Origin of the sequence: Nocardioides sp. YR527, from assembly GCF_900101045.1 — a bacterium.
GTDB lineage: Bacteria > Actinomycetota > Actinomycetes > Propionibacteriales > Nocardioidaceae > Nocardioides.
This window is the reverse complement of sequence record NZ_FNFN01000003.1, coordinates 821,627-839,416: the sequence shown is the minus strand read 5'-3', so window position 1 is coordinate 839,416 and position 17,790 is coordinate 821,627. Positions and strand designations below refer to the sequence as shown.

Here is a 17,790-nt window from a genome sequence, read left to right as displayed (position 1 = left end):
CGACGTACCTTCCCCGGATCCGCACGCGGTTGATGATCCATGCCCACCGTAAGGTCGTGGGACTGCTCGACGGGGAGTACGCCAGCCTCCAGACCGGCCGCAGCATGGACTTCCACGACCTGCGGGAGTACGTCCCCGGCGACGACGTGAAGGACATCGACTGGAAGGCGACGGCTCGGTCCCGGAGCCTGCTGGTCAAGCGGTTCACCGCCGAGCGCCAGCATCTGGTGCTGCTGGCGATCTCCACCGGCCGGAGCATGGCGGCCCAGGCGACCGGCACCACGACCAAGCGCGAGCTGGCGATCTTCACCGCCGGTCTGGTCGGCTGGCTGGGCGTGCGCCACGGCGACAAGGTCGCGGTCGCCTACGGCGACTCCGAGACCCAGAAGCTCACCAAGCCCGCCGACACCGAGGTCGCGCTCGAGCGGGCGCTGGGGCAGGCCCACGACGCGATCACCCCCGATTCCGCCGAGGCCGACATCGTCGCGGTCCTGCGCCACATCGCCACCAACGTACGCCGCCGGGCGATCCTGCTCGTCGTCACCGACGAGCACTCGGTCAGTGACGAGATGGCCGCGGTCCTGCGCCGACTCACCGTCCAGCACGAGGTCCTGGTCGCTGGGATCGACGACCTCGACCCCACCACCGCCGTGGCCGGCGGCGCGCCGACCGTCGACGTCGACACCGTCTCCGCCCTGCCCGGGTGGCTCACCGGCGACGCGGTCCTCCAGGCCCAGTACGCCGAGCTGGCCGCCGCCGAGGAGCACGGCCTGCGCGGCACCCTGGACCGCCTGGGCATCGCCTACCAGCGCGTCCGCGACGACACCACCGCCATCGGCGCGGTCTTCCATCTCCTGGAGAGGCACCGCCATGCGCGCCGGTAGCGTCCCCGAGGAGTTCCAGCAGCCGCTGGCGCACTCGGGCTGGTGGCTGGTGCTCGCGCTCGCGCTTCTCGCCGCGGTGGCGCTCTACTACCTCGTGGTCATCCTGCTGACCCGTAAGCGCAAGCCGGTCGTCGAGGTCGAGACGCCCTGGGTGCCCGAGCCGCGTGACCTCCGTGCCGAGCACCTGGCCGAGATCGACCGGATCGAGCGGGCGGTGCATCGCGGCGACGTCCCGGCGCGGGTCGGTCACCAGCACCTGAGCCGCACCGTGCGCGACTACGTCGCCGAGGTCAGCCAGATCCCGGCCGACAAGATGGTCCTCGCCGACCTGAAGGCGACCGTACGCAGCGACCCCCGCACGCGCCCGCTGGCGATGGCCGTCGAGGTGATGTACCCGCCCGCCTTCGCCTCCGAGGAGGAGGGCAAGGCCTCCGAGCGCTTCCCCGAGGCGCTGAGCCGGGCCCGCCAGGTGGTGACGACATGGACCTGAGATGGCCCGTTCTCGGCGCGATCGTGCTGATCCTCACCATCATCGCGATCGCCGCCATCGTCGTGTACGCCGCCCGGGTGCATCGCCGCCCGGCCGACGCGGTGCTCGTCGCCCACACCGCGCGACTCAAGCGGCTCCCCCGGTTCCGCGAGCTCGCGACCCAGCAGCGGTGGCTGTCGTGGTGGCAGACCGCGGGGATCGCGCTCGCGGTGATCGGCTGCATCTGGCTGATCGCCAGGCCGCAGACCACCGACATCACCCAGAACCGCTACTCCACCCGCGACATCGTGCTCTGCCTGGACGCCTCGACCTCGATGTTCGACGAGGACACCCAGGTCACCCAGGCCTACTCCCAGCTCGTCGCCGGTCTCAACGGGGAGCGGGTCAGCCTGGTCCTGTGGAGCGACGCCGCGGTGACCGTCTTCCCGCTCACCGACGACTACGGCTGGGTGCAGGACGAGCTGGCGCGGGCCGGCCGGGCCTTCGCCCTCGGCGACCAGGAGTACGTCGCCGGGACCTATCTCGGCAAGGAACGGGCCTCCTTGATCAGCGACGGCATCGTCTCCTGCGTCAAGCGCTTCGACCTCTCCAACTCCGAGCGCGGCCGGGCGGTCATCGTCGCCTCCGACAACGACCCGCAGGGCGGCCCGCCGGTCTACACGTTGCCCGAGGCCACCGAGTTCGCCAAGGAGCGCGACGTCCAGCTCTACGGCATCGGCTCGGCCGACCTCAGCTTCCAAGAGGACAAGCGCGCCACCTTCGACAAGGCGATGACCGACACCGGCGGCACCTTCTCGCTGCTCGGCGACGACGGGTCGATCGAGTCGATCCTGGCCGGCATCGACCGGCTCTCCGCCGATGAGGTCGTCGAGCCGCCGAAGTACCAGATCCGTGACGCTCCCGGCTGGCCGATCGTCACGATCGTCGTCGGGGTCCTCATGCTGATCGCCGGGTGGGTCTACGCCCTGATCCGCTCCGGAAGGCTCTCCCCGGGCTCCCGGCCGACCCCGCCTGTCGCGTGGCCCCAGCAGACCCAGCCGACCCAGCAGACCCCACCACGGAGCGAGGTGGGTCGATGAGCGCTCTGGGATGGCAGATCCTCACCCTCGTACGCCGCGTGCTGATCGTCCTGCTCACCGTCGTCGTCCTGGTGCGACCGACCTGGGGCGCGGCACCTGCGGAGATGCGTACGGCCGACCTCGACGTCCTGGTCGTGGTCGACCGGACCCGGTCGATGGTCGCCGAGGACGCCCCCGGCGGCGAGGCCCGGATAACCCAGCTCAAGAAGGACCTCAAGGCGCTCTCGGCCGCGCTGCCATCGGTGCGGTTCGGCGCGATCACCTTCGGTGGCGAGGTCGTCCGCACCGAGATGCCGTTCACCTACGACACCACCGCCTTCAATGCCTGGGTCGACGGGCTCTACGCCGAGCGGGCCTTCGACGGGTCCGGCTCGATGGTCGACGCCCCACGCGACGTGGTCATCGACGCCCTCGAGCGTGACCAGGAGCGCTTCCCCGAGCGGCGCCGGATCGTGGTGTTCGCCTCCGACGGCGAGAACACCCGCGAGGGCGTCGACCAGCAGTCGTTCGCCGAGGTCGACGACCTCTCGGCCGGTGGAGTGGTGCTCGGCTACGGCACCGAGGAGGGCGGTCGGATGCCCTGGGACGACGAACGTCCCCAGGACGGCTACCTCAAGAACGGCGAGGGCCAGGACGCCCGCTCCCGGATCGACCTCGCCAACCTGCGCGAGATCGCAGGTCAGATGGGTCTTCAGACGCTTCACCGCACGACGAAGGAGACCAAGGAGATCACCACGGAGGCCTCGACCTGGGACTCCGAGATGCTCACCGAGGAGACCTCCGCCGGCGGCGAGACGTCCCGGGCCTGGATCTTCGGCTTCCCGCTCCTGGCACTCTTGCTGTGGGAGCTGTGGGGCCATCGCCGCCGTGCACACGAGGCCGAGGAGGTGTTGGCATGACCCTCACCGAGACACCTGTCGACTCGACCGAGCCGCAGCCGCTACGCACTCCTCGCGAGCAGGTGCGGCGCGCGCTGCTGCTCGCCGGGATCGTGCCGGTGGTGATCGGCCTCGCCTTCCTGGGGAAGGTGATCCTGATGGATCACCACGACCGCGGCGGCCGGGACGCCTGGGACGTACGCGACGCCGCGACCGCGATGGAGCACTACTCGGCCAACCGCGACCTCAACTTCCTGCAGCCGTGGATCGCCCACTTCGACGCCGGCAACGCGGCCTTCCTCCTCGGCGAGAACGCCCGTGCGATCGCCTACTACGGCGAGGCTCTGGAGCGCGTGCCCGAGGACCACGAGTGCACCGTACGCATCAACATGTCGCTGACCCAGGAGGCGATCGGCGACCGCGCCCGGGACGCCGGCGACCAAGCCGGAGCGAAGGCGGCCTACGAGGAGGCGCTGGCCACCCTGCGTGAGGGCGACTGCCCCACCGACGCCGGCCAGGGCCCCGAGCAGTCCCAGCAGGGCGAGTCCGTCGAGGAGCGCCTGAAGGAGAAGCTGACCCCGAAGGTGCGGATCAAGCCCAACGAGCAGGAAGACCCGCCCGAGGAGCCCCAGAGCCAGGACGAGAAGGAGGACAAGCTCGACCGGCGCAACGGTGACGGTCAGGACTACCGCCGCGACGACGCCGACCTCGACGACTACGGCGGGTTCAGCGACGAGCCCCAGTGGTGAGTCCCAGTGGTGAGTCCCAGTGGTGAGCCCCAGTGGTGATCCTCAGCGCATGAGCGTCTGAGACGGGAGCTCCTGGAACTGCGCCCGGTACGCCTGGGAGAACCGGCCGAGGTGGAAGAAGCCCCACTGGGCGGCGATCTGGGTGACCGAGGTGGCGGTGGCGTCGGCGGTGAGCAGGTCGGTGTAGGCACGGTCGAGCCGGGTCCGTCGCCAGTACTCCAGCGGGGTGGTGTCGAGGTCGCGCTGGAACGCCTCCTGCAGCGTGCGGGTGGAGACTCCGACCGCCAGAGCCAGCTCGGCGACCTTCCACGGGCGCTCGGGGTGGGCCTCGAGGAGGTCCACTGCCATGCGTACGGCTCGGGAGATCGTGGGCGTGACGTTCTCGGAGACGATCTCCAGGGACGTGTTCGCCTGCACCGTCAGCAGTCCCCCGATGAGCGCCTGCTCGTAGGGGGCGGCCACCAGCGGCGAGCTCATCAGCGAGCCCCCGGCCTCGACGTTGTCGTAGGCCAGCCGCACCATCTTCAGCCAGTCGCGCACCTCGGGCCGGCCGAGGTCGAGCGTGGGGTCGAAGACCACCGGCCCGGAGCCGCCGATACCTGCGGCCGCCTCCTCGACGGCGCTGCGCCGGATGTAGACCTGAAGCTTCTCGCAGCCGTCGGACCAGAGCATGTCGACCGCCTCGGTCGGCGAGCCGATCGAGGCGCGGGTGCGGTCGGCGAGGACGACCTGCTCCCCCACCTTGACCTTGGCGGTGCCGGCCAGCGGGAGCTGGATCAGGTAGAAGTCGTCGAAGGTGCCGGGGGTGATCCGCACCTCGTCGCCGTAGCGCATGTAGTTCAGCATCACGTCCTCGCCCAGCGGCGCGGCGTTGTGCACCATGTCGAGGTGGGAACCAGCCTTGGTCAGCGCCAGGTAATGAGCACAGAACCGTTCGGCTACGGCTTCTCTGGCCTGGTCCACGTCAGTGGTGGCGACAACGGTGTGGCGACCCAGCAGGGGACGGGGCAAGGCAGGCTCCTGGCGCGCGGCTCGATTGACCGAAGAGCGTAGCGGAGCCGCCGCCGCGTCGACGCGAACGCGGCGCAATCACTGCCAAAAGTCCCGGCCTGGGTCCGGTCCCAGACCCGAACGAGATGCCGGTCCCACCCAGGAGTACCGGCATCTCGCCGTACTAGCTCCTCGCTGCCAGCTTCTCCACGAGTCTGGGAGTGATGGAGGCGTACGCCTTCGGGTTGATGGGTAGCAACCACTGCACTGCCTTGACCCGCTTGCTGACGTCGATGCCGACGTCACCGAGAACCTCGTCGATGTTGTGCATCGAGAACGGGATGATGTTGGTGCCGCGGGCGTGGTGGCCGTCGGTGCGCTCCCGCATCCAGGCCAACCGCTCGGTGACGTGGGCCTCCATCTCCTCCACCGGCGGGACCTCGTGGCCGCCACCGAGGTGCGAGCCGATCCAGACGGCGCTCATCTCGGCCGAGAGCGGCGAGAAGAACGAGGAGTTGTAGCCGGCGAAGGTCAGGTCCTTCACGCCCAGCGGGAGGATCTGACGGTAGAGCTGGTAGTCGCCGTTGTCGTCGGTGAGCTGGTCCTGGATCTCCTCGGAGAAGAACGGCAGCTCCTGCTTGAAGCCGGTCGCGGTCACCACGACGTCGGCGGGCACCGCGCGCCCGTTGGCGAGCTCGGCGTACGGCTTGCCGTCCTTGGTGACGAAAGCGGCGATCTCGGTGTCACGCTCGACGGCGATGTCCCCGGCCTCGACGCCCTCGAAGAAGCCCTCGGTGGCCAGCGAGACCGTCGAGCGAGCGATGTCGGTGAACTGGCCCTTGGGCAGCAGCCCGAGCTTCTTCAGCTTGAGCTGGCTGCTGGTGACCGACTCGACGCTGCCGACCATCGAACCGGCCATCTTCGAGCCGCCCGCGTGCAGGACCTTCTCGGCCCCGCGGATGCTCTGGTAGGGGAAGAGTCCCTCCCCCATGCGAGTGAGCAGCAGCACCTTGTAGTTGAGGACGCCCTTGATCTTGCGGGGCATCTTCCACAGCAGCTGGCGCGCGACGACGGTGGTCGAGGCCGCCTCCTTGGCGATCTCGACGGCCACGTCGCAGGCCGACTTGCCGTAGCCGACGACCACGACGTTCTTGCCCTTGACGGTCTCCAGGTCGAGCAGCTCGCTGGCCGCCAGGATCCGGCCGCCGGCGGCCTCCAGCTCCTCGACCCCGTCGTACGCAGGGGCGAACGGCTCCGAGAAGACGCCGCTTGCCACGATCAGATGATCGTGGTGCTCGGTCGTCTCGCCGTCCGCACCCGCGAGGACGATGTCCCAGCCGCCCCCTCCAGCCGGCTGGGCACTCCGCACCTCGGTCGAGAGCTTGATCATCGGGGTGAGCTCGTACTTCTCGACGTACATCTCGAGATAGCTCTGCACCTGCTCGCCACTGAGCCACTCGGGGAACACCTTCGGCATCCTCAGGTCCGAGAGCGTGTAGGAGTCCTTGTTGTTCTGCGTCGTCAGGCCCGGGTAGCGACGGGTCCGGCTCCAGACGCCGCCGATGTCCGGGGCCTTCTCGTAGACGGTCACGTCATGACCGAGCTCGGTGAGCACCTTGGCCGAGGCAACGCCTGCGAACCCGGCACCGATGACCGCGATCTTCACTTTTCTGTTTCCTCTCGCAGTGGGGTCTGCGTCATGGAAACGCTAGAGAGGTCGGACGGCCCTCGCTATCCGCGTTGCGCGGGTGGTATCCGGTTTGCGCGACGGGTTCAACCTCGCAGGAGCTTGTAGCCGATCACCACCGCCGCGATCACGGCTACCCCGATGGCGATCTTCTTGCCGTAGTTCTTGATCAGCACCGGTACGACCGTGGCGCCGAGGTCGATCGCCTCGGGCTGCTGAGCGTGCTTCGGCTCCGCGGCCCGCGGAGCGGATGCCCCCGCCGGGGTGACAGCCTCCGAAGGTTCGGGACTTGCTTCACCCGACGGCTCCTCAGCGGCGGCGGGCTCCGCGGCCGGAGCCGACTTGGACTCCAGGCAGGCGACGAACTGGCCGAGCAGCTTGTCGGAGACGTCCTGCATCACCCCGCGGCCGAACTGGGCGGGCTTGCCGGTGACGGCGAGATCGGTGACGATCTCGACCTTCGTACCGGTGCCCTCCGGGGCCATCGTCAAGGTGGCGTTGGCGCCGGCGGTGCCGTTGCCGCGCTTGTCGCGTCCCTTGGCCTCGACCACCAGGCGGCGGGCGGCCTCGTCCTTCTCGACGAAGGTGCCGGAGCCGGCGTAGACCATGGCGATCGGGCCGAGCTTGACCTTCACCGTGCCGGTGAAGGTGTCGCCCTCGGCCGAGGTGACCTGGGCTCCCGGGAAGCACTCGGCGAGCGAGCCGATGTCCAAGAAGCTGTCCCAGGTCTCCTCGACCGAGGTCGGAACCGTGAACTCGTGCGTCAGGTCCACGCCTCAGCCCCCGAGGGCCTTCGTGATGGCGCGCCGGGTCAGGACCATGACCAGATGACGCCGGTAGTCGGCATCACCGTTGAGGTCGGAGGGCGGCTCGGCGCCGTCCGCGGCCAGGGCCGCGGCGTTGCGTACGACCTCCTCGGTGGCCTGCTGGCCGACCAGGGCGGCTTCGACGCCGGCGGCCCGCAGCGGGGTCGCGCCCATGTTGGTGAGACCGATCGCCGCACCCTCGATCACGCCACCGGAGACCTTGAGGGTCGCGCCGACCGCGCAGATCGGCCACTGGTGGGCGACCCGGACGAACTTCTCGTAGTGGGCCGTCCATCCGGTGTGCTTCGGGATCCGTACGCCGACGAGCAGCTCGTCCTCGGAGACGGCCGTCTCGAAGAGCCCCTGGAAGAACTCCGACCCCGGGACGACCCGCTCGCCGGCCGGCCCGGCGATGACGAACTCGGCGTCCAGGGCCAGGGCCGGGGCTCCGAGGTCGCCCGCCGGGTCGGCGTGGGCGAGCGCGCCACCGAACGTGCCGCGGTGGCGTACCTGCTCGTCTGCGACCGTCGCCGTGGCACGGGCGACCAGGGTCGCGTGCTCGGCGACCAGAGGATCGGTCGCGACGTCGCAGTGGCGCGTCATGGCGCCGATCAGGATCGAGGCACCCTCGTCGCGTACGCCCTTGAGGGAGTCGATGCGACCGAGGTCGATGACCCACTCCGGGGCGTTGAGGCGCATCCTCAGCACCGGCAGCAGGCTCTGCCCGCCGGCGATGATCTTGGCCTCGTCGCCGTACTGCGCGAGGGCGGCCAGCGCCTCCTCGACCGTGGTCGGGGCGACGTAGTCGAACGATGCGGGAATCATCCTCAGGCTCCCTTCTGAGCAGAGTTGATGGCTCGCCAGACCCGCTCGGGCGTACACGGCATCTCGATGTCGTTGATGCCGAGCGGGCGGATGGCGTCGACGACCGCGTTGACCACGGCCGGCGTGGAGGCGATCGTGCCGGCCTCGCCGACACCCTTGGTGCCGAGCGTGTTGGTGGTCGCCGGTGAGGTGGTGTGGTCGATCTCGAAGCTGATCGTGTCGGCGGCGGTCGGGAGCAGGTAGTCGACGAACGAGCCCGACACGAGCGTGCCGGCGTCGTCGTAGACCGCGTCCTCCCACAGCGCCTGGGCAATGCCCTGGACGAGTCCACCGTGCACCTGACCTGCGACGATGAGCGGGTTGATGATGTTGCCGATGTCGTCGCAGCAGACGTACTTCCGCATCTTCACCTGCCCGGTCTCGGTGTCGACCTCCATCGCGCACAGGTGGGTGCCGTGCGGGAAGTTGAAGTTCTCCGGGTCGAAGGTGGCCTCGGAGTCGAGGTTGGCCTCGACACCGTCGGGCAGGTTGTGCGCGGCGAAGACCGCCGTGGACAGCTCGCCGATGGACATGCCCTGGTCGGTGCCGCGCACCGTCCACCTGCCTCCGGTGAACTCCATGTCGTCGACGCTCGCCTCGAGCAGGTGGGCCGCGATCGGCTTGGCCTTCTCGAGCACCTTGTCGGCGGCCCGCACCAGCGCCTCGCCACCCACGACCAGCGACCTGGACCCGTAGGTGTCGTAGCCCTTGGCCGCGATCTGGGTGTCGCCGTGGAGCACCTCGACGTCCTCGAAGGGTACGCCGAGACGGTCCGCCACGATCTGGCTGAACGCGGTCTCGTGCCCCTGCCCGTGCGCGCTGGCACCGGTGATGACCTCGACCTTGCCGGTCGGCGTCAGTCGCACCTGAGCGTGCTCCCAGCCGCCGGCGCCGTAGTCGAGGCTGCCGAGGACCCGGGACGGAGCCAGGCCGCACATCTCGGTGAAGGTGGAGATGCCGATGCCGAGCTGGACCGGGTCGTTGTTGGCGCGACGCTCGGCCTGCTCGGCCCGGAGCGCGTCATAGCCGAACATCTCCTTCGCCTTGGCGGTCGCCGCCTCGTAGTTCCCGGAGTCGTAGGTCAGGCCGGCGATGGTCGTGAACGGGAACTCCTCGTGCTTGATCCAGTTCTTCTCCCGGATCTCGAGGGGGTCGACCCCGACCTCGGCGGCCAGCTCGTCCATCAGCCGCTCGATGGCGTACGTCGCCTCCGGCCGCCCCGCGCCGCGGTAGGCGTCGGTCCAGGTGGTGTTGGTGAGCACCGTCTGGCAATTGAACTGGTAGGCCGGGAACTTGTAGATCGCGTTGAACATGAACGCGCCGAGCACCGGGACACCGCCGCCGACGATGGCGACGTACGCCCCCAGGTTGGCGTCGAGCTCGACCTTGAGGCCGGTGACCTGGCCGTCCTTGGTGGCCGAGAGGGTCAGCTTTTGGATCTGGTCGCGGCCGTGGTGGGCGGAGAGCAGCGACTCGGAGCGGGTCTCGGTGTACTTCACCGGCTTGCCGAGCCGGCGAGCCATCGCGAAGACGATCATCTCCTCGGGCGTCTGCTGGAGCTTGCCACCGAAGCCGCCGCCGACGTCGGGGGCGATCACCCGGATCTTCGACTCGGGCACACCCGTGGTCGCGGCGAACGCGAACCGCAGGATGTGCGGGATCTGGGTGGCGCTCCACACGGTGATCTGCTCCCCGGTCGGGTCGCACACCACGCTGCGGGGCTCCATGAAGGCGGGGATCAGCCGCTGCTGGCGGTAGGTGCGCTCGATGACGATGCCGTCGCTCTTCGCGGAGGCGATCGCCTCGTCGACGTTGCCGCCGGTGCCGGCCTGGGCGCTGTCGAAGACCCACAGGGCGGACTTGTTGGTGCCGAGGTCGGGGTGCGCGAGCACCTCGTCCTTGACCGCCTCCTCGAGGGAGACGACCGCGGGGAGCTCCTCGTAGTCGACCTCGACCAGCTCGGCGGCGTCACGGGCCGCGGCCGCGGACCGGGCGGCCACGATCGCGACGATCTCACCGGCGAAGGTGACCCGGTCGATGGCGATCGGCGGATGGGCCGGCGTCTTCTGGTCGGGCGTGATCGGCCAGGCGTTGATGCAGACGCCGAGGCTCTCGTCGAAGTCCTTGGCGGCCAGCACGGTCACCACGCCCTCGGAGTCCTCCGCGGCGCTGGTGTCGATGCCGGTGATCCGGGCGTGGGCGAAGGGGCTTCGCACCATCGCGAGGTGCAGCATCCCGGGCAGGTTGATGTTGTCGGTCCAGCGGGTCCGTCCCGTGATCAGGCGCGCGTCCTCCTTGCGGCGCCGGTCGCGGCCGATCTCGTTGGTCTGCTCCGGACGAGCGTCGACGGCGGTCACAGCGCGTCCACCTCCTCGGTGGCGCCGCGCGGGTTGGCGGCGGTGGCCAGGTGGCCACTGGCGTACTGCACCGCGCGGACGATGTTGTGGTAGCCCGTGCAGCGACACAGGTTGCCCTCGATGCCCTCGCGGATCTCTTCCTCGCTGGGCTGAGGGTTGCGCTTGAGCAGGTCGACGGACTGCATGATCATCCCCGGCGTGCAGAATCCGCACTGCAGCCCGTGGCACTCGCGGAATGCTTCCTGGACGGGGTGGAGGTCGCTCTCGACCGTGTCGGCGAGGCCCTCGATCGTGGTCACCTCGCACCCGTCGGCCTGGACCGCGAGCACGTTGCACGACTTCACCGAGTCACCGTCGAGATGGACCGTGCAGGCGCCGCAGTTGCTGGTGTCGCAACCGATCACCGTGCCGGTCTTGCCGAGTCCTTCGCGAAGGTACTGCACGAGCAGCGTTCGCGGTTCGACGTCGTCGGTGACCTTCATACCGTCGACGCGCATGCTGATCCGGGCCATGTTGTCTCCCTGCCAGACGTCACTGTGTGGGCCAGATCACAGTAGGACGCGCAGGGTTGGGCTCCGGTTGGCTGCTGGGTTGGCGTACCCGTTCTTGGTCAGCGGCTGGCCGCCAGGCGTGCCCTGAGCAGGGGCAACGCGGGGTGGGCGCTGCTGCCGAGGCGGCGCAGGCAGACGTCGACGACCTCGGTGTCGTAGGGGGCCAGCTCGCTGTAGCTGAGCACTGCATCCGGCTGCGGGTCGGCGATCAGCGCCTCGCGCAGCGCGACCGCGACGTACTCGGCCATCTCGGCCAGCGCCGGGCTGTTGGTGCCGGGCAGGAGGTCACCGCCGTACGCCTCCACGGCAGCGGCCACCCGGCCGTGCCGGATCAGGGCGAGGACCTGCTCGACGTCGGTCACGACCGGCATCAGCAGGCGGTAGGGCCTGGATGCGACCTGGCCGCCGAGGGCATGGCGCAGGTGGGAGACCTCAGCCTTGAGCGTCGAGAAGGTGACCGCCTGGTCGCCGTAGACCATCGCGTGCAGCCGCTCCAGGGAGAGGCCCTCGGGGTGGAGCGCGAGCAGGGCGAGGATCTCGGTCTGGCGACGGTTGAGCAGCAGCCGCTGCCCGTCGAGCCAGGTCTCGGCGGTGCCGAGCAGCGTCAGCACCAGCCCGGGCTGCTCGATCGCCTCGTCGCCGCCTCGCTGGGTCGGCATCTTCGGCAACGCACCCTCGATGAGCCGGGCCATCACGCGGGCGGTGGCCAGGCCGATCGGGTGGGTGCGGTCCCAGGTCGTGGAGAGGTCGAGGACACCGAGGTGCTTGCCGGTGACCGGATCGTGGAGCGGCGCAGCCCAGCAGACCCAGTTGTGCACGACCTCGGCGTAGTGCTCGGGGCCGAAGACCATCGTCGGGGCGTTGGTGCGGTTGGCGAGGTCGAGCGCGTTGGTGCCGGCGCTCTCGTCGTCCCAGCGGCCGCCCGGCACGAAGTTGACCGACTCAGCCTTCCGCCGCATCACCCGGCCGCCGTACGTCCACAGCACCCGGGTGTCCGGGTCGGTGACCGCGATGACCAGGTCACCGTCGTCGGCGGTGCACCGCAGCTCCTCCTCGACCCGCTCGACCGCCACCTGGAGCGGCGAGCCGCGCCACATCTCGCGCGTCTCGTCCTCGTCCGCCAGCGGCGCCTCGCGTACGTCCGTCCTGACGGTCGTCGCCGAGCGCGTCCAGCTGCTCAGGATCTCGGGTCTGACGAAGTCCTCGGCGGCATCGCCGCTCTCCACGAAGGCGGTCCACGCCCGCGCCGCGCTGATGCGGCGCTCCTGCAGATCGCTACGAACCATCACTCCCCCTTCGGAGCTCGGCCCTGAGGCTCGGTTCTGCCAAGGTAGCACCCTGTGACCCACCTCACGATCCCCTCCGCGGTACCCACTCGCGCCACGCCCCATCGCGGCTCCCGCGGCGGTGTCACAGTGGGTGCATGGACACGCGCACCGCCACGACCCGGGTCGACTTCGAGACTGCGGCCAGGCTGCAGGTCGACTTCAACACCGAGTACGACTACCCCGCCCCGTCCGCCGACGAGCTCGCCCGTCACCTGAGCCGGCTCGTCGAGAACGGCGACACGACCGTGATGCTGATCGGGGACCCCGCGGTCGGCCACGGCATCACCCGCTTCCGCCTGCAGACCACGGCCGACGAGCTCGAGGCCTACCTTGCCGAGCTCTACGTCGTGCCCGACCGCCGCGGGCACGGCCTCGGCACCATCCTGCTGCAGGCGATCATCGACGAGGCGAAGGCCCGCGGTGTGACGTACATGGATCTGGGGACCAGCGAGGACGACTCGTCCGCCCGCGCGCTGTACGAGAAGTTCGGCTTCGACAACCACGAGGGCCGCGGCTCCGGGCCGCGGGCGCTCTACTACGAGAAGGAGCTGTAGAGCTCCTGCTCAGCCCGGCGTGCCGACGGTCAGGTCGGAGCGCTTTCGGTGCGGTAGCTCGTACGACAGTCCGCGAGCGAGCGCGTGGACGAGCATCGCGACGATAAGGATTCCGGCGCAGACCAGCGCCACGATCGCCACCGACGTGCTCTGCGAGAGCTCGATCTGGCGGACACCGATCGCGACCAGCGCCCAGGCGCAGGGAATCAGCAGCTCTCGCAGGTTGCGCTTGAGCAGAAGCGCCAGCAGTGCGACGGTGAGCACCGCGATCACCACGATCGAGGCCAGCGGGCTGATCGTCACGTCCAACGAGTCGAGGTACGTGGCGACGTTGACGATGCTCGCCGCGGTCACCCATCCCGTGTAGAGCATCAGCGGCAGCCAGACCATGAGGAAGTCCTTGGTGGACGGCCGGGTCGTGCCTACCCCGAGGCGCCACAGCGCGGCATAGAGGCTTGCGGTGAGGGCCAGCAGAACGACGACGGAGAGGCCGACCCACTCCTTCACGAAGACGTAGGTCCACAGCCCGTTGCAGATGCTGGCGACGATGAAGAGCGGCCCGAGCAGCTGCGGGATCTGGTTGTCGTCGCGCGGATCACGCAGGTCCCTCGCCTGGTAGACCGCGAAGACGATCAGCAGCAGATAGATGAGGGTCCAGATGGAGAACGCATACCCAGCCGGGGTCAGGTAGGTCGCGTACTTGTCCGATATCTCGCCGATCGGTGGCAGATCGAGAATCTGCGCACCGGTCAGGAAGTTGGCCACCAGGGCAAAGACGAGGGCCAGAACATTCCCGAGCTGCCATGTTCTCTTCACCCTTCGACCGTAACAAGCCAGATCGTGGCTCGATCGCAGGTGCGCCGAGTGTCTGCTGTCTAACGGTCCTCGTGGATCCGTCCTGTGGTGGTGGCCAGGCGCTCGCCGGAGCCGCCCCAGCGGCCGGCGACGATCTCGGCGGCGATGGAGATGGCGGTCTCCTCCGGCGTACGGGCACCGAGGTCGAGGCCGATGGGGCTGCTCAGGCGGGCGATCTCCTCCTCGGCGAGGCCGGCTTCGACCAAGCGGGCGAGGCGGTCGTCGTGGGTGCGGCGCGAGCCCATGGCGCCGACGTAGGCGATGTCGGGGAGGCGGAGGGCGACCTCGAGCAGGGGTACGTCGAACTTCGGGTCGTGGGTGAGGACGGCGATCACGGTGCGCTGGTCGATGCGGCCGGCCTCGACCTCGGCACCCAGGTAGCGGTGGGGCCAGTCGACGACGACCTCGTCGGCCGAGGGGAAGCGGGAGTTGGTGGCGAAGACCGGACGGGCGTCGCAGACGGTGACGTGATAGCCGAGGAACGCACCGACGCGAGCGACGGCGGCGGCGAAGTCGATCGCACCGAAGACGAGCATCCGGGGCTTGGGCGCGAAGGACCAGACGAAGACCCGCATACCCTCGCCGCGGCGCTCGCCGTCGATCCCGTAGGACAGCGTCTGGTTGGTGCCGTGAGCCAGGAGCCCCAGCGCGTCGTCGTGGACAGCGTCGTCCATCCGGGCGCTGCCCAGCGAACCCTTGACCCCTTCGGGGCGGATGAGGACGCGGCGCCCGAGGATCTCGGGGTCCGGGTGCTCGATGACGGTCGCCAGGGCGACCGGGCTGCCGCTGCGTACGTCCTCGGCGAGCTCGCCGAGCTCGGGGAACGTCTCCTTCGACACCTTCTCGACGAAGACGTCGAGGATGCCGCCGCAGGTCAGCCCGACCGCGAAGGCGTCGTCGTCGGAGAAGCCGTAGCGGTTGAGCTCCGGGGCTCCGGTCGCCGCGACCTCGCGGGCGACCTCGTAGACCGCACCCTCGACACAGCCGCCGGAGACCGAGCCGACCGCGGTCTCGTCGGGACCGACGAGCATCGAGGCGCCCGGCGGCCGGGGAGCCGACTGGAACGTCGCCACCACGGTGGCCACCGCCACGGTCTCGCCGGAGTCCCACCACTTCATCAGATCGTCGAGTACGTCACGCACGCGCGATCACCTCCACCAGATCTTCGTACGTCGCCAGGGAATGTCCGGCGACGAAGTCGTCCACGTGCGGCAGCACCGCGACGATGCCTCGCTGCAGTGGTTCATATCCAACTTTGCCACGGTGTGGGTTGGCCCACACCACGCGGTGTGCGAGGCGGTGCAGCCTCGCCACCTGTTCCTCGAGGAGTGCGGTGTCGCCGCGCTCCCAGCCGTCGCTCGCGATGACCACCACCGCGCCTCTGGCCAGTCCCTGGTGTCGCCGCAGGAACGCCTGCAGGTCGTCACCGAGCCGGGTCCCGCCCGACCAGTCGGGCACCGTCTCGCCGGCCGCGACGAGCGCGCGGTCGGGGTCGCGATGACGCAGCGCGCGGGTGACGTTGGTGAGCCTGGTCCCCATGGTGAACACCGCCCCGTTCCCGGTCGTCGAGCTCACCCGGTGGGCGACCCGCAGCAGCACGTCGGCATAAGAGCTCATCGAGCCGGACACGTCGATCAGCCACACGACACGGCGCGGCCGCTCCCCACGCCTGCGGTAGTGGATGCCGGCCGGCTCGCCGAGGTGTCGCAGGCTGGCCCGCAGGGTGCGATGGGCATCGACGCGCCCTCGCCGCCACGGATCCTGGCGCGGCGTACGTCGGCGCGGGGCTCGCGGACGGAGGCGAGCGATCAGCGCGGCGACCCGCTCCTGCTCGGCCGGGTCGAGGCCGGCGACGTCCCGGTGGCGCAGGGTCTCGAGGTCGCTGGCCCGCGCCCTGATGAGGTCGTCGGTCTCCTCGCCCTCTCCTTCGCCTTCCTGCGGCTCGGTCTCGGGCAGGGTCGAGGTGACCGAGACCGTACGCGGCGGCCCCTGCGGCCCCGGCAGCGTCGCGGTCGACCCGAACCAGGCCTCGAAGACCTGGTCGTAGCGGCGCAGGTCGTCGGGGCCGGCGCACAGCGTGGCCCGTCCGGCGGTGTAGGTGGCGGTCGGGTCGCCGGCACCGACGATCGCGGTCGCCTGCAGGAAGCCGTGGGCGCGGTCCTGGGTCACCTGTACCCCTGCCGCCCTGAGCGCCCGGGTGAAGCCGAGCAGGATCTCGGGGCCTTCGTGTGCCGTCATGCCAGCAGCCGGTCCAGGGCAGCCCGGACGCGGTCGGCGTCCTCACGATGCTTGACGAGCGCGCCGAGCGTCGCGGCGGCGGTCTCCAGGTCCATCTCGGCCACCCCGAGATGGTGCAGGGCGCGGGCCCAGTCGAGGGTCTCGGCGACGCCCGGGGGCTTGAGCAGCGCGTTCGCGCCCTCGGCGCCGCGCAGCTGCTGGACCACCGTGACCACCTGGCGGGCGAGCTCATCGGCGACCTCGGGGGCCCGGCTGCGTACGATCTCGATCTCGCGGGCCAGGCCCGGGTGGTCGATCCAGTGGTAGAGGCAGCGGCGCTTGAGGGCGTCGTGGAGCTCGCGGGTGCGGTTGGAGGTGAGGACGACGACCGGTGGGACCGTCGCCGCGACGGTCCCGAACTCCGGGATCGTCACCTGGTAGGTGGACAGCACCTCGAGCAGGAACGCCTCGAACTCGTCGTCGGCCCGGTCGACCTCGTCGACGAGCAGCACCGACGGGGCCTGGCGCAGCGCGGCCAGCACCGGGCGGGCGAGCAGGAAACGCTCGTCGTAGAGAGACTTCTCCGCCTCCTCCACCTCCCCCGCGCCACCGGCCGCCTCGAGGGCACGCAGGTGGAGGATCTGGCGGGCGAAGTCCCAGTCGTAGAGGGCCTGGGTGTCGTCGATCCCCTCGTAGCACTGCAGCCTCACCAGCGGCAGGTCGAGTGCCTCGGCGACGGCCTCCGCGAGCGCGGTCTTCCCGGTCCCGGGCTCGCCCTCGAGCAGCAGCGGTCGCTGCATCCGCAGCGCGAGGAAGGTCACCGTCGCCAGCTCCGGGTCGGCCAGGTATCCGGTCGCCGCCAGGCGGTCAGCGATCTCCCGGGGCGTCAGGTCCATGACCTGAGCCTAGAACGCGAAGCGTTGGCTCTGGGTTGGACAACCTCGAACGAGGGGGCGGACGAGTGTCGTTCAGCGGCGGTCGACGTCGTTCCCGCCGGCCAGGTCGCCGCACTCCACCAGGCGTACGTCGTGGGTCTTCAGGTAGCTCCGGGCGCCCTGGTCACCGACGGCTGTCTCGATGACCCCCGCCCAGTGGTCGCGCCCGATCAGCACCGGATGGCCCGGAACCCCGGCGTACGCCGCTCGTGCCAGCCCGCCGGTCGAGCCGGCGGCGATCACTCGGGCCACCACATCGGCCCCGACGTCCGGCAGATCGACGAGATGAACCACGGCAGCCTCGGCATCCGGCTCGAGAGCCGCGAGGCCGACCCGCAGCGAGGCCCCCATCCCTTCGTCCCAGTCCTCGGCGACGACGGCCCGCTGCCCCTCCGGGAGGCGTGCTCGGGCCTCGTCGGCGGCGGCGCCGAGCACGACGAGCACGTCGTCGCAGCCGCCCTCGCGCAGCACCTCGATCGACCGCACCAGCCAGTCCTCGACCAGCGCCTTGGGCATCCCCATCCGCCGCCCGGCGCCGGCGGCCAGGAGCAGGCCGGCGATCATCG

General features: G+C 70.0%; 18 protein-coding genes. 6 read left to right on the top strand and 12 right to left on the bottom strand.

Translation table 11 applies throughout. The features are described 5' to 3' along the window. The first annotated feature begins 56 nt into the window (after positions 1-56). Genes BLT25_RS12595 through BLT25_RS12575 form a run of 5 tightly spaced genes read left to right on the top strand, consistent with a single transcriptional unit; the run spans position 57 to position 4,080 of the window. The gene (locus BLT25_RS12595; RefSeq protein WP_176883825.1) at positions 57-884 is read left to right on the top strand and encodes a DUF58 domain-containing protein; all 828 of its coding nucleotides are present in this window, start codon (positions 57-59) and stop codon (positions 882-884) included. After that, entirely contained in the window at positions 871-1,374 is a 504-nt protein-coding gene (locus BLT25_RS12590; RefSeq protein ID WP_091046134.1) for a hypothetical protein, read from the top strand. Before BLT25_RS12595 ends, BLT25_RS12590 begins: the two co-directional genes overlap by 14 nt. Beyond that, positions 1,365-2,453, top strand: coding sequence for a VWA domain-containing protein (locus BLT25_RS12585; protein ID WP_091046131.1), 1,089 nt, complete (start codon positions 1,365-1,367; stop codon positions 2,451-2,453). The genes BLT25_RS12590 and BLT25_RS12585 overlap by 10 nt, the downstream gene beginning before the upstream one ends. After that, the gene (locus BLT25_RS12580; RefSeq protein WP_091046129.1) at positions 2,450-3,352 is read left to right on the top strand and encodes a vWA domain-containing protein; all 903 of its coding nucleotides are present in this window, start codon (positions 2,450-2,452) and stop codon (positions 3,350-3,352) included. The genes BLT25_RS12585 and BLT25_RS12580 overlap by 4 nt, the downstream gene beginning before the upstream one ends. Next, the gene (locus tag BLT25_RS12575) at positions 3,349-4,080 is read left to right on the top strand and encodes a tetratricopeptide repeat protein (RefSeq protein ID WP_091046127.1); all 732 of its coding nucleotides are present in this window, start codon (positions 3,349-3,351) and stop codon (positions 4,078-4,080) included. The genes BLT25_RS12580 and BLT25_RS12575 overlap by 4 nt, the downstream gene beginning before the upstream one ends. A gap of 42 nt (positions 4,081-4,122) precedes the next feature. On the opposite strand, the gene BLT25_RS12570 is transcribed toward BLT25_RS12575, so the two are convergent. From BLT25_RS12570 to BLT25_RS12540, 7 genes are all read right to left on the bottom strand, one after another. Beyond that, complete coding sequence (locus tag BLT25_RS12570; protein WP_091046125.1) at positions 4,123-5,091, bottom strand: AraC family transcriptional regulator; 969 nt, start codon at positions 5,089-5,091, stop codon at positions 4,123-4,125. Positions 5,092-5,254: 163 nt separating this feature from the next. Next, positions 5,255-6,736 (bottom strand): flavin-containing monooxygenase, encoded by a 1,482-nt coding sequence (locus tag BLT25_RS12565; RefSeq protein ID WP_091046122.1) that lies wholly within the window; start codon positions 6,734-6,736, stop codon positions 5,255-5,257. Between the two features lie 107 nt (positions 6,737-6,843). Further along, entirely contained in the window at positions 6,844-7,530 is a 687-nt protein-coding gene (locus tag BLT25_RS12560; RefSeq protein ID WP_091046120.1) for an SRPBCC family protein, read from the bottom strand. Positions 7,531-7,533: 3 nt separating this feature from the next. Next, on the bottom strand, positions 7,534-8,388 hold the full coding sequence (locus BLT25_RS12555) for an FAD binding domain-containing protein (protein WP_091046117.1): 855 nt from the start codon (positions 8,386-8,388) through the stop codon (positions 7,534-7,536). Positions 8,389-8,390: 2 nt separating this feature from the next. Next, a complete protein-coding gene (locus tag BLT25_RS12550; RefSeq protein ID WP_091046115.1) occupies positions 8,391-10,784 on the bottom strand; it encodes a xanthine dehydrogenase family protein molybdopterin-binding subunit in 2,394 nt (797 codons plus the stop codon). Then, a complete protein-coding gene (locus BLT25_RS12545; protein WP_091046113.1) occupies positions 10,781-11,296 on the bottom strand; it encodes a (2Fe-2S)-binding protein in 516 nt (171 codons plus the stop codon). Before BLT25_RS12545 ends, BLT25_RS12550 begins: the two co-directional genes overlap by 4 nt. Positions 11,297-11,394: 98 nt before the next feature. Beyond that, positions 11,395-12,621, bottom strand: a complete 1,227-nt coding sequence (locus BLT25_RS12540) for a helix-turn-helix domain-containing protein (protein WP_091046111.1) — start codon at positions 12,619-12,621, stop codon at positions 11,395-11,397. Between the two features lie 137 nt (positions 12,622-12,758). On the opposite strand from BLT25_RS12540, the gene BLT25_RS12535 reads away from it, so the two are divergent. Beyond that, on the top strand, positions 12,759-13,217 hold the full coding sequence (locus tag BLT25_RS12535) for a GNAT family N-acetyltransferase (protein WP_091046108.1): 459 nt from the start codon (positions 12,759-12,761) through the stop codon (positions 13,215-13,217). Between the two features lie 9 nt (positions 13,218-13,226). On the opposite strand, the gene BLT25_RS12530 is transcribed toward BLT25_RS12535, so the two are convergent. The 5 genes from BLT25_RS12530 to BLT25_RS12510 form a co-directional block, all read right to left on the bottom strand. Continuing rightward, the gene (locus BLT25_RS12530) at positions 13,227-14,033 is read right to left on the bottom strand and encodes a TspO/MBR family protein (RefSeq protein WP_143033729.1); all 807 of its coding nucleotides are present in this window, start codon (positions 14,031-14,033) and stop codon (positions 13,227-13,229) included. Between the two features lie 59 nt (positions 14,034-14,092). Then, on the bottom strand, positions 14,093-15,214 hold the full coding sequence (locus tag BLT25_RS12525) for an XdhC family protein (protein ID WP_091046103.1): 1,122 nt from the start codon (positions 15,212-15,214) through the stop codon (positions 14,093-14,095). After that, positions 15,207-16,310 carry a vWA domain-containing protein gene (locus tag BLT25_RS12520; RefSeq protein WP_091046101.1) on the bottom strand — a complete coding sequence of 368 codons (1,104 nt, stop codon included), beginning with the start codon at positions 16,308-16,310 and terminating at the stop codon, positions 15,207-15,209. The genes BLT25_RS12525 and BLT25_RS12520 overlap by 8 nt, the downstream gene beginning before the upstream one ends. Then, complete coding sequence (locus BLT25_RS12515) at positions 16,307-17,185, bottom strand: AAA family ATPase (RefSeq protein WP_091046099.1); 879 nt, start codon at positions 17,183-17,185, stop codon at positions 16,307-16,309. Before BLT25_RS12515 ends, BLT25_RS12520 begins: the two co-directional genes overlap by 4 nt. 72 nt (positions 17,186-17,257) lie before the next feature. Beyond that, positions 17,258-17,788, bottom strand: a complete 531-nt coding sequence (locus tag BLT25_RS12510; RefSeq protein WP_091046096.1) for a nucleotidyltransferase family protein — start codon at positions 17,786-17,788, stop codon at positions 17,258-17,260. Between the last annotated feature and the right edge of the window lie 2 nt (positions 17,789-17,790).

Bases quoted from the DNA above. Each gene is read 5' to 3' on its own strand.
- BLT25_RS12515 (WP_091046099.1), bottom strand. From the start codon at position 17,185: ATGGACCTGACGCCCCGGGAGATCGCTGACCGCCTGGCGGCGACCGGA.
- BLT25_RS12585 (WP_091046131.1), top strand. From the start codon at position 1,365: ATGGACCTGAGATGGCCCGTTCTCGGCGCGATCGTGCTGATCCTCACC.
- BLT25_RS12590 (WP_091046134.1), top strand. From the start codon at position 871: ATGCGCGCCGGTAGCGTCCCCGAGGAGTTCCAGCAGCCGCTGGCGCAC.
- BLT25_RS12535 (WP_091046108.1), top strand. From the start codon at position 12,759: ATGGACACGCGCACCGCCACGACCCGGGTCGACTTCGAGACTGCGGCC.
- BLT25_RS12555 (WP_091046117.1), bottom strand. From the start codon at position 8,388: ATGATTCCCGCATCGTTCGACTACGTCGCCCCGACCACGGTCGAGGAG.
- BLT25_RS12575 (WP_091046127.1), top strand. From the start codon at position 3,349: ATGACCCTCACCGAGACACCTGTCGACTCGACCGAGCCGCAGCCGCTA.
- BLT25_RS12510 (WP_091046096.1), bottom strand. From the start codon at position 17,788: ATGATCGCCGGCCTGCTCCTGGCCGCCGGCGCCGGGCGGCGGATGGGG.
- BLT25_RS12540 (WP_091046111.1), bottom strand. From the start codon at position 12,621: ATGGTTCGTAGCGATCTGCAGGAGCGCCGCATCAGCGCGGCGCGGGCG.
- BLT25_RS12580 (WP_091046129.1), top strand. From the start codon at position 2,450: ATGAGCGCTCTGGGATGGCAGATCCTCACCCTCGTACGCCGCGTGCTG.
- BLT25_RS12520 (WP_091046101.1), bottom strand. From the start codon at position 16,310: ATGACGGCACACGAAGGCCCCGAGATCCTGCTCGGCTTCACCCGGGCG.
- BLT25_RS12545 (WP_091046113.1), bottom strand. From the start codon at position 11,296: ATGGCCCGGATCAGCATGCGCGTCGACGGTATGAAGGTCACCGACGAC.